Consider the following 12965-nt stretch of genomic DNA (forward strand, 5'->3'; position numbering starts at 1 on the left):
AGAGCGGGCCGGGCGCCGGAGCGGCGCGGGACGCCGAGCCGGTGGAGCACGCCGTGCCCGCGGACGGCGGCGCGCCCGCCGACCGTACCGGCCCGGCCGAGCCTTCCGCCGAGCATGCCGCGGAGCACACGGACGCGGTGGGTGAGGACGAGGCCGGCGGGGACGCGGCGGCTGACGACGCGCGCGGCGCGGAGCAGGACGGCGCGGTCGAGTCCGCGCTCGACCGGCCGCTGCCCGAAGGCGTACGCCACCGGGTGGTCGCCATCGCCGCCGACGCCTTCGGCGGGTTCACCTTCCCCGAACTGCCGGTGTCGCTGCGGCCGTATGCCCGTTTCACGCCGTCCCGCCGGGTGAAGTACGCGGCGACCGCGCTGGCCGCCGCGCTGGAGTCGGACCCCGGCTTCCGGCTGAAGGTCGCCGGGCGGCTGCGGGAGGCGCAGCCGGAGCTGACCGGGGCGCTGGACTCCGGCACCCCGCCGCCGGCCGCCGACCCGCTGGACGTGGCCGCGGCCGCGTATCTGCTGCGGCCGGAGGGGTGGGCCAAGCTCGTGGCGACCGCGGGCGAGGAGGCCCAGCGGGCCGACGCCGAGCGGGTCGACGAGGAGACGGTCCGCGAACTCGCCCGGCTGCGCGAGGAGGTGGTCGCGCTCCAGGCCCAGGCCCGCGCCGACGCGGCCCGCGCCCGCGGCGAACTCGACGCCGTACGCAAGGACGGCGACGCGCTGCACCGCAAACTGCGGGCCGCGCACAGCGACGTGAAGCGCGCCGAGGCCGCGCAGCGCAAGCTCCAGGCCGAGCTGGACGAGGCCCGGGCGGCCGCCGCGCGCGAGCGTGCCGCGGCCGAGAGCGAGGCGCGCCGGCTGCGGACCCGGCTCACCGAGGCCGAGGCGGTGGTGGAGGCCGGCCGGCGCGCGGTGCGCGAGGGCCGCAGCGTGGAGGAGGTCCGGCTGCGGCTGCTGCTGGACACGGTGCTCGACGCGGCGGCCGGGCTGCGCCGCGAGCTGGCGCTGCCGCCGCGCGACACGCTCGGGGTACGGCCCGCGGACACCGTGGACGCGGTCGCGCCCGGGTCGTTCAGCGCGCGGGACATCGCCACCCGGGCGCTGTCCGCGACCGACCCGGCGCTGCTGGACCAACTCCTCGCGCTGCCGCAGGCGCACCTGGTGGTCGACGGCTACAACGTCACCAAGACCGGTTATCCCGCGCTGCCGTTGGAGAAGCAGCGGCTGCGGCTGCTGGGCGGGCTGGCGGCGCTGGCCGCGCAGAGCGGCGCGGAGGTGACCTGCGTCTTCGACGGGGCCGACCTGGACATGCCGGTGCTGCTCGCGCCGCCGCGCGGGGTGCGGGTGCTGTTCTCCAAGGCCGGTGAGACCGCGGACGAGTTGATCCGCCGGCTGGTGCGCGCGGAGCCGCCGGGGCGGCAGATCGTGGTGGTCTCCGCGGACCGCGAGGTCGCCGACGGCGTGGCGAAGGCCGGGGCCCGCCCGGTCGCCTCGGTGCTGCTGCTCAAACGGCTCGCCCGGGTGTGAAACGGGCATAGCGCCTGACAGGCGTACGGACGGTGCGAAGCGCGCGGGAGGTTTCCCGCGCGCTCTGTGGTGGTGGCGTGAACTCACCGGCTCTTTCCGGCCGTTCGACGGCGGCTTGCGTTCACGAGCGCACGACCGCCAACGCAGTGTCCTCCTGCCCTCACCCCGGGTACAGGGCGCGTAAAGAATATGCGAAGCGGTCGAGATTTTGCCTGCAAGGATTTGAACCGATCACAGTTCGGTCACTAGGGTCTGGGCTCGTACCTCCGCGCAGTCGATCATCCAACCCGGGTGGCGCTCGGAGGCCGCCCGCCAGTGAACCGGTAGGCGGCTGAAGGAAGAAGGAGACCGCCTTCGTGGCGTCCCACCGTCGTCCCAAGCCGACAAGCCGCGTGCGCGTCACCGTGCTGACCGCCACCGCGGCGGCAGCGGTCGCGCTGTCCTCGCAGGCTGCCAACGCCGCCGCCCCGGCCAAGGAGTCCGTCAAGGACGCCAAGACCAAGGTCGACGCGCTCTACGACCAGGCCGAGCAGGCCACCCAGAAGTACGACGCGGCCAACGAGAAGCTCAAGTCGTTGCAGAAGGACGCGTCGAACCTCCAGGACCAGGTCGCCCGCCAGCAGGAGCACCTGAACAAGCTGCGGGACAACATCGGCGCGATCGCGGCCTCGCAGTACCGCAGCGGCGGCATCGACCCCTCGCTCCAGCTCTTCCTCTCCTCCAACCCGGACGACTATCTGGACCAGGCGAGTTCGCTCGACCAGATCACCTCGCTCCAGGCCGGTGCGCTCACGCAGCTGGAGAACGCGAAGCAGACGCTGGACCAGGAGCGGGCGGAGGCCACCGCGAAGCTCGCGGAGGTGCAGAGCACCCGCACCGACCTGGCGAAGAACAAGAAGGACGCGCAGGCGAAGCTCGCCAAGGCGCAGTCGGTGCTCAACGGACTGACCGCCGCGCAGCGCGCGCAGATGGCGCAGGACGACGCGGCGGCGGCCAACCGGGCCAGCTCCCGGGTGGACCTCGGCAACACCAAGGCCGCCAGCGCCCGCGCCAAGAACGCGTTCGACGCCGCCGTCTCGAAGATCGGCTCCCCGTACTACTACGGCGCCTCCGGCCCCAGCCAGTTCGACTGCTCGGGCCTGACCTCGTGGGCCTACGCCCAGGCCGGCGTGACCATACCCAGGACCTCGCAGGAGCAGGCGAACGCGGGCACCCGCATCTACAACGCCTCCCAGCTCGAAGTCGGCGACCTGGTCATCTTCTACGGCGACTTCCACCACGTCGGGTTCTACGCGGGCGGCGGCCAGGTGCTGCACGCCCCGAAGCCGGGCGCCGTGGTGCGGTACGAGGCGATGAGCGACATGCCGTTCGAGTTCGGCGTGCGGATCTGACGCACCCGCGCGGGGCGGAGCGCCCCGGCTGATGACCTGGCCCGGGCGGCCGCTCCGTTGAGGGGCGGCCGCCCGGCCCGTTCGCGGGTACCCGTTCGTTCGTATGACAGCCGGTGTCGACGGTGACGCGCCCGACTCCCGTACGGCGGACGGGTGATGAACACCTTGCCGAGAGGGCCGACGGCGGGCGTGTGACCTGCGGTTCGCGGTCGCGGTCCGGATTCGGGCGGCCGCGGATCTTTGAACCGTGCGCCACGGCGCGATTACTGTCAGCGTTCGTGGCTTCCCATCGACGCACCCCGCAGCCGGGACTCGCTTCCCGTACCACCAGGGTCACCGTGCTGTCGGCGGCGGCAGCGGCGACCGCCGCGCTGTCCGGCGGTGCCGCCCAGTTCGCGGCGGCCGACCCTGCCGGTGGCACCGCCCCGGACGCCGCGACCCGGCTGGACCAGCTCTACCAGCAGGCCGAGCAGGCCACCCAGAAGTACGACGCCGCGCAGGAGACCGCGAAGCGGCTGCGCGGCGAGGTGGCCGACCTCCAGGACCGGGCCGCGCGCGGCCAGCAGCGGGTCAACGCGCTGCGGGACGACCTCGGCGCGGTCGCGGCCTCGCAGTACCGCGAGGGCGCGATGGACCCGACGCTGGCGCTGCTGCTCTCCGACCGGCCGTCCCAGTACCTCGACCAGGCGACCGCGCTGGACCGGCTCGGCGCCCGGCAGGCCGCCCGGCTCGGCGAACTCCAGGAGGCCGAGCGGACGTTGCGGCAGGAGGGGGACCAGGCGACCGGCAAGCTCGCGGAGTTGCAGGGCACCTCGCGGCAGCTCCAGCAGCGCAAGAAGGAGGTGCAGCGGGCGCTGGCCACGGCCCAGACCCTGCTGCACGCGATGCCGGCGGCCCAGCAGGCCGCTTTCCGCGGCGGCGGTGACCGCGCCTCCCGCGACCAGGTGCTGCCGCCCCTGCTGGACCTGCCCGCGTCCTCCGGGCGCGCCGCGGTCGCCGTCGCCGCGGCCCGCCGGATGCTCGGGAGTCCCTACGTGTGGGGCGCCACCGGGCCGAACTCCTTCGACTGCTCGGGGCTGATGCAGTACGCGTACGCGCAGGCCGGGGTGGCGCTGCCGCGGACCTCGCAGGAGCAGATGAACGCGGGGCGGCATGTCTCGCTGGACCAGGCCCGCCCGGGGGACCTCGTGATCTACCGTTCCGACGCCAGCCACGTCGCGATGTACGTCGGCGGCGGCCAGGTCATCCACGCCCCCTACCCGGGCGCCCGGGTCCGCTACGACCCGGTCACGATGATGCCGATCACCGCGATCACTCGTCCGTGACGGTCCGCCCGGTCAGCCCCGTCCTGTCGGCCCCCGGCGGGTGGTCCGGCGACTCGTCGCGGGGGGCTGGACCGGCGGGCCCGGCGCGCCTCGGGGAAAGGTGAGCCCCGTACGATCACTGCGTGCACGATGGGGCTCGATCACTTCGGACGGTGCGGCTCATCCGCGGAGCGCGCGGGGTCGCACTCGGCGTGTGCGGGGTGCTGCTGGCCGGGGGGTGCACCGGGTCGGGCGGGACGGCGGCGAAGAAGACCTCCTCGGTGGACGCGGCCGCGCGGGCCCTGCTCGCGCGGCGGGCGACCGCGGTGCTGCACCACGACCGCGCCGCCTTCCTCGCCGGGATCGACCCGGCGGCCACCCGCTTCCGCACCCAGCAACGCGAGGTGTTCACCGATCTCGCCGACGTGCCGCTCGCCGCGTGGTCGTACCAACTCGTCCGCACCGGCGCGTTCGCGCTGCCGCCGACCGCCGACGGCAGCAGCCGCACCGCCGCCGAGGTGCGGCTGAGCTACCGGCTGCGCGGCTACGACAGCAGCCCGGTGGTCTCCACCGCCTACCTGACCCTCGCGCGGCACGGCACCCGCTGGTACCTGGCGGGTGATGACGACGGCGACGCGAGCGGCCACCGCACCGCCGTACAGATCTGGGACCAGGGTCCGGTGCGGGTGGTGCGCGGCACGCACAGCCTGGTGCTGGGGCTCGGCAGCGAGAAGACGCTGCGCGGCTACGCCGACGACGCGGACAAGGCCGTGCCCGAGGTGCGGCACGCGTTCGGCTCCGGCTGGCCCGGCAGCGTGGTGATCGAGGCGCCGTCCACCCTGGACCAGATGGCGGCGCTGCTCTCGGCGAAGCCCGCCGACTACCGGGACATCGCCGCCGTCACCACCGGCGAGGGCGGCGGCAACGCGGCGGCGCCCGCGGACCGGGTGGTCCTCAACCCGGCGGCGTTCGGCGAACTGTCCGCGTTCGGGCGGCAGGTGGTGCTCACCCACGAGACGACGCACGTCGCCACCCGGCTGTCCACCACCGCGTCCACCCCGCTGTGGCTGTCCGAGGGCGTCGCCGACTGGGTGGCCTACCGAGACTCCGGCCGCACCGCCCGCGAGATCGCGCCCGAGCTGGCCGCCGACGTCGAGGCCGGCCGTACCCCTGCCGCGCTCCCCACCGACGCCGACTTCCGCTCCACCGCCAAGGGCCTCGCCCAGGCGTACGAGGGCGGGTGGCTCGCCTGCCGGATGATCGCCGACCAGTGGTCGCCGGACACGCTGACCACGTTCTACCGCGCGGTGGCGAAGGGCGGCACACTCGACTCCCACCTGCGCGCCTCGCTCGGCATCGGGCTCGCGGACTTCACCGCGAAGTGGCGCGCCTACGTGGAACAGGAGCTGGGTTGAGCGGGCAGGACGCGAACGGCGAGAACGGCCGCGGCGAGGCCAAGAGCCCCGAACCCGTGGGCGAGGGGCCCGACTTCACGGCCGAGCAGGTCGCACGGGGACAGGCGTTGCGGCGGCAGGTGCTGCCGCTGACGCTGGCCTCCTCCGCGGTCTCGCTCGCGCTGCTGCTCGCGCTCGGGCTGACCGGAGGCGGGGCGCGACTGGTCGGCGCCTTCGGGACCGCGTGGGCGGTGCGGGTGGTGGGCGGCGCGGTCACGCTCGTGCTGCTGGGCGAGGCGGCCGGGCTGCCGTTCGCCGCGCGGGGACGGGTGGTCAGGGCCCGCTACGGCCTGGTCACGCAGGGCTGGGGCGGCTGGGCGGTGGACCGGCTGCGCGGGCTGCTGGTGTCCCTGCCGCTGGCGCTCGGCGCCCTCTTCGCGGTCTACGCGCTCGCCGGGGTGACCCGCTGGTGGTGGGCGTGGGCGGCGCTCGGCGCGGCCGTGCTGACGGTCCTGCTCTCCTTCCTCGCCCCGCTGGTCTTCGAACCGCTCTTCAACCGCTTCACGCCCATGCCCCCGGGACCGCTGCGCGCCGACCTGCTGGCGCTGGCCGCCCGCGACGGCGTCGCCGTACGGGACGTGCTCGTCGCCGACGCCTCGCGCCGTACGACCGCGCTCAACGCGTACGTCTCCGGGTTCGGCGGCACCCGGCGGATCGTCGTCTACGACACCCTGCTGAGCACGGCCGACCCGCGCGAGGTCGAACTCGTCGTCGCCCACGAACTCGGCCACGTCGTCCACCGCGACGTGGCGCGCGGCACCGCGCTGGGCGCGGTCGGCGCCGCCGCCGGGGTGTGCGTCCTGGCCGCCGTCGTCAGCTGGGACCCGCTGCTGCACGCCGCCGGAGTACGGCACTTCGCCGACCCCCGCTCGGCCTGGCTGCTCGCCGCCGTGGCCGCGGTCGGCGGCGCCCTCGGCGGCCCGCTCACCGCCCTCCTCAGCCGGCGCGTCGAGCGCCGCGCCGACCGGCACGCCCTCGACACCACCGGCGACCCCGCCACCTTCATCGCCATGCAGCGCCGGCTCACCGTGGCGAACGTCGCCGACCCGGCGCCGCCCCGCCTCGCCCACGCCCTGCTCGGCAGCCACCCCACCGCCGCCGAGCGCATCGCCGCCGCCCGCCGGTGGGCCGCCGGACGCTGACCGCGCACCGCCGCTCAGGGTGCCCGGACGGGTGGCGCGGCCCGCCGGCCGGGGCGAGGCGGTACTGTCGGCGGCGATGGAAAAGACCCTCATCGTCACCAACGACTTCCCGCCGCGGCCCGGCGGCATCCAGGCGTTCGTGCACAGCATGGCGGTGCGGATGGACCCCGAGCAGGTCGTGGTGTACGCCTCGACCTGGCGGGACGGGCGCGAGGTCGCGCGGTTCGACGCCGAGCAGCCGTTCACCGTGGTGCGGGACCGGACCAGGATGATGGTGCCGACGCCCCGGGTCACCCGGCGCGCGGCGGAACTGCTGCGGGAACACGACTGCTCGTCGGTGTGGTTCGGGGCGGCCGCGCCGCTCGCCCTGATGGCGCCCGCGCTGCGCAAGGCGGGCGCCCGGCGGCTGGTCGGCACCACGCACGGCCACGAGGCCGGGTGGGCGCAGCTCCCGGCCAGCCGCCAACTCCTGCGCAGGATCGGCGAGGGCACCGACGTCCTGACCTACCTGGGGGAGTACACCCGGTCGCGGATCGCGGCCGCGCTCACTCCCGAGGCGGCCGAGCGGATGGTGCGGCTGCCGCCCGGCGTCGACGAGAGCGTCTTCCACCCCGGGCCGGACGGCGCGGTGCTGCGGGCGCGGCTCGGGCTCGCCGACCGGCCGGTGGTGGTCTGCGTGTCGCGGCTGGTGCCGCGCAAGGGGCAGGACACGCTCATCCTCGCGATGCCGCGCATCCTCCGCGAGGTGCCCGACGCGGTGCTCCTCATCGTCGGCGGCGGGCCGTACCGCGGCGAGTTGGAGAAGCTGGCGGCCCGCACCGGGGTGGCCGCGGCGGTCCGGTTCACCGGCAGCGTGCCCTGGTCCGAACTGCCCGCGCACTACGGCGCGGGGGACATCTTCGCGATGCCCTGCAGGACCCGGCGGGGCGGGCTCGACGTCGAAGGGCTCGGCATCGTCTACCTCGAGGCGTCCGCGACGGGGCTGCCCGTCGTCGCCGGCGACTCCGGGGGGGCGCCGGACGCCGTGCTCGACGGTGAGACCGGGTACGTCGTCCCCGGCGGGTCGCCCGAACAGGCCGCCTCCCGCATCCTCACGCTGTTGCGTGACCCGGAGTTGCGGCGGTCCCTCGGGGAGCGCGGGCGGGCGTGGGTCCACGAAGCGTGGAGCTGGGACCTCCTGGCGAACCGCCTCCAGTCCCTGCTCTAGTGTTCTGAGTCGGGAGTTCTGTTCATAACGGTAGGCTGTGTCTGTGGTGCGGACGGGTCGGCCGAAGGCCGAGTTGGTGTTGTCGGATGATGAGCGGGCTGCCCTGGAGGGGTGGGTGCGGCGTCGTTCGACGCCGCAGGCGTGGGCTTTGCGGTGCCGGATCATCCTGGCCTGCTCGAGTGGGGCGTCGAACAAAGACGTGGCGGCGGAGGTGGGCTCGACGCCGCATGCGGTGGGTCGGTGGCGGGCGCGGTTCGTTCAGCACCGGATCGCCGGCTTGGGTGACATGCCCAGGCCGGGTGGCCCGCGCACGGTGACCGATGAGCAGGTGGCGGACCTGATCGCCAGGACTTTAGAACGTACTCCGAAGGACGCGACCCACTGGTCGACGCGGTCGATGGCCAAGGAGACGGGGCTGTCGCAGTCGACGGTCTCGCGGGTGTGGCGGGCGTTCGGCCTGCAGCCGCACCGTAGTGAGACGTTCAAGCTGTCGACCGATCCGTACTTCGTCGACAAGGTCCACGACGTGGTCGGGTTGTATCTGGATCCGCCTGAGCGGGCTCTGGTGTTCTGCGTGGACGAGAAATCGCAGATCCAGGCACTGGACCGGTCCCAGCCCGTACTGCCGATGATGCCCGGAGTCCCGCAGCGGATGACGGCCGACTACGTCCGGCACGGCACGACCACCCTGTTCGCCGCACTGGAGGTCGCCACGGGCAAGGTCATCGGCTCACTGCACCGCCGGCACCGGGCCGAGGAGTTCAAGAAGTTCCTGGCCAAGCTCGACAAGGAGATACCGGCGGACCTGCAGGTGCACCTGGTCCTGGACAACTACGCCACCCACAAGACCCCGGCCATCAAGACCTGGCTGCTGGCACACCCACGGTTCCACCTGCACTTCACACCGACCGGCTCGTCCTGGCTGAACCTGGTCGAGCGATGGTTCGCCGAACTGACTAACAAGCAGATACGGCGAGGCGTCCACAAATCCGTCCAGGCCCTGGAGACCGACATCCGCCAGTGGATCGCCACCTGGAACACCGATCCCAAGCCCTACATCTGGACCAAGACCGCAGAGGACATCCTCGAACGCCTCGCCGGATATCTGAAGCGAATTCCCGACTCAGAACACTAGGCCGTGTTTTGGAAGTAGCGCCGTCCGCCCTTTGGGCGGGGCCCGTGGCGTCTGGTGCGTGCGATCGCAAGGCGGAGGGTTGTCCTCGTAGTGGGCCTACTCGGACAAGCCCGACAACGAAGCGAGCGTGCGTGCCAGGCGCCACGGGCCAGGCGCTACTTCCAAAACACGGCCTAGGCCGGTTGCCGGCCCGGTGGGGGTGTACGGGCCTGCGCCGCGCCCCTTGCGGTCCGCTCCCGGCCACATGCAGTGGCCTGCTGAGCGCGCAGGTCTTCCCCCAGAGCTGGGCCTGGGAGGTACCCCCAGCGCCCCTGGGTATGTGCGGCTCTTCCCGCCGCAGGCGGGTACGCCCCAAAGGGGCGCGTGGAGGTACCACCCAGGCGAAGCTCTGGGGGAGAACTGCGCGACCGGCCACCACCGGCAGGTGGTCCCTCGACCGACAGGACCACCCACCCCGGGGGGTCGGGGGCACCCCCTACGCGGAGTAGATCGCCTCGATGTCGGCGGCGAAGTCCGCGGCCACGACGGAGCGTTTGAGCTTGAGGGACGGTGTGAGGTGGCCCGATTCCTCGGTGAACTGGCCGGGCAGGATGCGGAACTTGCGGACGGACTCGGCCTTGGAGACGGCCGCGTTGCCCTCGTCGACGGCGTGCTGGACGGCGGCGAGGAGGTCCGGGTCGGAGGAGAGCTCCGCCGGGGTGCGGCCGGCCTTCTGGTGCTGCTCGGCCCAGCGCGGCAGGAACTCCTCGTCGAGCGTGATGAGCGCGCCGACGAAGGGCCGCTTGTCGCCGACGACCATGCACTCGGCGATGAGCGCGTCCGCGCGGATGCGGTCCTCGATCACCGCGGGCGCGACGTTCTTGCCGCCGGCGGTGACGATGATCTCCTTCTTGCGGCCGGTGATCGTCAGGTACCCGTCGTTGTCGAGGGTGCCCAGGTCCCCGGTGTGGAACCAGCCGTCGGAGACCGCCTCGGCGGTGGCCGCGTCGTTGTTCCAGTAGCCGGTGAACAGGTGCTCTCCGTAGAGCAGCACCTCGCCGTCGTCGGCGATCCGCACGGTGGAGCCGGGCAGCGGCTGGCCGACGGTGCCGATCTTCGTACGGTCCCACGGGTTGAACGCGGTGGCCGCGCAGGACTCGGTGAGGCCGTAGCCCTCCAGGACGGTGAAGCCGAGGCCCCGGTAGAAGTGGCCGAGCCGCTCGCCGAGCGGGGCGCCGCCGGAGATCGCGTGGGTGGCACGCCCGCCGAGCACCGCGCGGAGCTTGGCGTAGACGAGCCGGTCGAAGACGCGGTGGGTCAGCCGCAGCTTGAACGAGGGGCCGCCGGGGGTGTCCAGCGCCTTGCTGTACTCGATCGCGACGTCCGCGGCCTTGTCGAAGATCCGGCCCTTGCCGCCCGCCTGCGCGGTGGCCCGGGCGGTGTTGTAGACCTTCTCGAAGACCCGCGGCACCCCGAGGATCAGGGTCGGCCGGAAGCCCTGGAGGTCCTCGGTGAGGTTCTTGACGTCGGGCACGTGTCCGAGCCGGATCGGTGCCATCACGCTGCCCACCTCGACCAGGCGGCCGAGCACGTGCGCGAGCGGAAGGAAGAGCAGCACCGAGGAGTGCCCGGTGCGGAAGAGCGGGCTCAGCCGCTCCACCACGTTGCCGCACTCGGCGAAGAAGCTGCGGTGGCTGAGCACGCAGCCCTTGGGGCGGCCGGTGGTGCCCGAGGTGTAGACGATCGTGGCCGGGGCGTCGGCGCCGGCGGCTGTGGAGCGTTCGTCGACCACCGCCTCGGAGACGTCGCTGCCCGCCTCGACCAGGGCCCGCACCCCGCCGCCGTCGATCCGCCACACCTGCTTGAGCTGCGGCAGGCGCTCCCGTACGGACTCCACCGTCTCCTCGTGCGGCTGCGACTCCACCACCACCGCGACCGCGCCGGAGTCGGCGAGAATCCACTCCACCTGGGAGGCGGACGACGTCTCGTAGACGGGCACGGTCACCGCGCCCGCCGTCCAGATCGCGAAGTCCAGCAGCGTCCACTCGTAGCGGGTCCTGGACATCACCGCGACGCGGTCGCCGGGCTCCACCCCGGAGGCGATCAGGCCCTTGGCGACCTCCCGCACCTCGTCGAGGAAGCGGGCCGCCGTGATGTCCTGCCAGTGCCCGGCGGAGTCCTTGCGGCCGATGACGGGCGTGTCCGGGTGCTGCGCGGCGTTGCGGCGGATCAGGTCCGTCAGGTTGCCGTCCGCGGGAAATTCGTACAGGGCCGGAAGGCTGAACTCACGCAAGGCTGCTGCTCCTCATCGGTGCCGCGTCGCACCCGGAGGGAAGGTATGGACTGCGAGGACGTTACCCATCGGTAAAGCCTCGGGATAGGGGGCGCAGGGCAGATGTTCTCAGGGTCACACACCCGAGCATAGGGTGACGGCATGCGGGTTCACGTGGTCAGTGACGTACATGGCGCGGTCGAGGCGCTGGCGAGGGCGGGGGACGGCGCGGACGCGCTGGTCTGCCTCGGCGACCTGGTGCTCTTCCTCGACTACGCCGACCACTCCCGGGGCATCTTCCCCGACCTCTTCGGCGAGGCCAACGCCGACCGCATGGTGGCCCTGCGCACTGCCCGCCGCTTCGACGAGGCGCGGGTGCTCGACCGCGAGCTGTGGGCCGGCCGGGACCGGCCCGCGCTGATCGAGCAGGCCGTGCGCAAGCAGTACGCGGAGCTCTTCGCCGCGTTCCCCACCCCGACCTACGCCACCTACGGCAACGTCGACGTGCCCCGGCTGTGGAAGGAGTACGCCCGGCCCGGCACCACCGTCCTGGACGGCGCCACCGTGGAGATCGGCGGCCGGGTCTTCGGCTTCGTCGGCGGCGGCCTGCCCACCCCGATGCGCACCCCGTACGAGATCGACGAGGAGGCGTACGCCGCCAAGGTGGCCGCCCTCGGCCCGGTGGACGTGCTGTGCTCGCACATCCCGCCGGCCGTCCCCGAACTCTGCTACGACACGTCCGCCCGGCGGTTCGAGCGCGGCAGCGAGGCGCTGCTCGACGCGGTGCGGTCCGTGCAGCCGAAGTACGCGCTCTTCGGGCACGTCCACCAGCCGCTGGTGCGCCGCACCCGGATCGGCCGCACCGAATGCGTCAATGTCGGCCACTTCAACCACACCCGCGTCCCCTGGGCACTCCAGTGGTGACCTGCCGCACGGCCCGGCGCGATAGCCTTCCCCACGTCGGGACAGGTCGAGCAGTACGAGCGCTATCAGCACTTTCACCAGATGCACCAGTAGTCCGGAGGGCCACGGCGATGGCGGAACACACGAGGTCGAGCATCACGATCGAGGCGGCGCCGGCCGCGGTCATGGGCGTCATCGCCGACTTCGACCGCTATCCGGAGTGGACCGGCGAGGTCAAGCAGGCGGAGGTGCTCGCCACCGACGACGCCGGGCGCGCCGCGCAGGTGCGGCTGGTGCTGGACGCGGGCGCGATCAAGGACGACCACACCCTGGCGTACGAGTGGATCGGCGCCGACGAGGTGCGGTGGTCGCTGGTGAAGTCCCAGATGCTGCGCACCCTCGACGGCTCCTACGCGCTCGTGCCGCTGGACGGCGGCAGCCGCACCGAGGTCACCTACCAGCTCACGGTCGACGTGAAGATCCCCATGCTCGGGATGATCAAGCGGAAGGCCGAGAAGGTGATCATCGACCGGGCGCTGGCCGGCCTGAAGCAGCGGGTGGAGTCCGGCGACGCGGACCGGCCCGCGGAGGGCGTCGAGGGCGCCGGCACGGACGCCGGGTCCGGCACGTCCGGCAAGTCGGTCTGAGC

10 protein-coding genes are annotated in these 12965 nt (G+C 73.2%); 9 read left to right on the plus strand and 1 reads right to left on the minus strand.

From position 1 onward, the window contains the following. Positions 1-137: 137 nt before the first annotated feature. From OG896_RS30025 to OG896_RS30055, 7 genes are all read left to right on the plus strand, one after another. The gene (locus OG896_RS30025; protein WP_329374372.1) at positions 138-1529 is read left to right on the plus strand and encodes an NYN domain-containing protein; all 1392 of its coding nucleotides are present in this window, start codon (positions 138-140) and stop codon (positions 1527-1529) included. Positions 1530-1885: 356 nt separating this feature from the next. Continuing rightward, on the plus strand, positions 1886-2920 hold the full coding sequence (locus OG896_RS30030) for a C40 family peptidase (RefSeq protein WP_329370357.1): 1035 nt from the start codon (positions 1886-1888) through the stop codon (positions 2918-2920). 278 nt (positions 2921-3198) lie between these two features. After that, on the plus strand, positions 3199-4245 hold the full coding sequence (locus OG896_RS30035) for a C40 family peptidase (RefSeq protein ID WP_329370359.1): 1047 nt from the start codon (positions 3199-3201) through the stop codon (positions 4243-4245). Between the two features lie 152 nt (positions 4246-4397). Further along, entirely contained in the window at positions 4398-5639 is a 1242-nt protein-coding gene (locus OG896_RS30040) for a hypothetical protein (RefSeq protein ID WP_329370361.1), read from the plus strand. Further along, complete coding sequence (locus OG896_RS30045; RefSeq protein ID WP_329370363.1) at positions 5636-6820, plus strand: M48 family metalloprotease; 1185 nt, start codon at positions 5636-5638, stop codon at positions 6818-6820. The genes OG896_RS30040 and OG896_RS30045 overlap by 4 nt, the downstream gene beginning before the upstream one ends. 76 nt (positions 6821-6896) lie before the next feature. Beyond that, on the plus strand, positions 6897-8027 hold the full coding sequence (locus OG896_RS30050; protein ID WP_329370365.1) for a glycosyltransferase family 4 protein: 1131 nt from the start codon (positions 6897-6899) through the stop codon (positions 8025-8027). A gap of 43 nt (positions 8028-8070) precedes the next feature. Beyond that, a complete protein-coding gene (locus OG896_RS30055) occupies positions 8071-9162 on the plus strand; it encodes an IS630 family transposase (RefSeq protein WP_329361896.1) in 1092 nt (363 codons plus the stop codon). Positions 9163-9637: 475 nt separating this feature from the next. Here OG896_RS30055 and OG896_RS30060 read toward each other — a convergent pair whose 3' ends face one another. Further along, positions 9638-11434 (minus strand): AMP-dependent synthetase/ligase, encoded by a 1797-nt coding sequence (locus OG896_RS30060; protein WP_329370366.1) that lies wholly within the window; start codon positions 11432-11434, stop codon positions 9638-9640. 141 nt (positions 11435-11575) lie between these two features. On the opposite strand from OG896_RS30060, the gene OG896_RS30065 reads away from it, so the two are divergent. After that, positions 11576-12337, plus strand: coding sequence for a metallophosphoesterase family protein (locus tag OG896_RS30065; RefSeq protein ID WP_329370368.1), 762 nt, complete (start codon positions 11576-11578; stop codon positions 12335-12337). 110 nt (positions 12338-12447) lie between these two features. Continuing rightward, positions 12448-12963 (plus strand): SRPBCC family protein, encoded by a 516-nt coding sequence (locus OG896_RS30070; RefSeq protein WP_329370369.1) that lies wholly within the window; start codon positions 12448-12450, stop codon positions 12961-12963. Positions 12964-12965 lie beyond the last annotated feature (2 nt).

The sequence above is a fragment of the Streptomyces sp. NBC_00669 genome (assembly GCF_036226785.1).
Lineage (GTDB): Bacteria > Actinomycetota > Actinomycetes > Streptomycetales > Streptomycetaceae > Actinacidiphila.

Coding starts and splice junctions, on each gene's coding strand:
- OG896_RS30065 (WP_329370368.1), top strand. CDS start 11,576: ATGCGGGTTCACGTGGTCAGTGACGTACATGGCGCGGTCGAGGCGCTG.
- OG896_RS30050 (WP_329370365.1), top strand. CDS start 6,897: ATGGAAAAGACCCTCATCGTCACCAACGACTTCCCGCCGCGGCCCGGC.
- OG896_RS30070 (WP_329370369.1), top strand. CDS start 12,448: ATGGCGGAACACACGAGGTCGAGCATCACGATCGAGGCGGCGCCGGCC.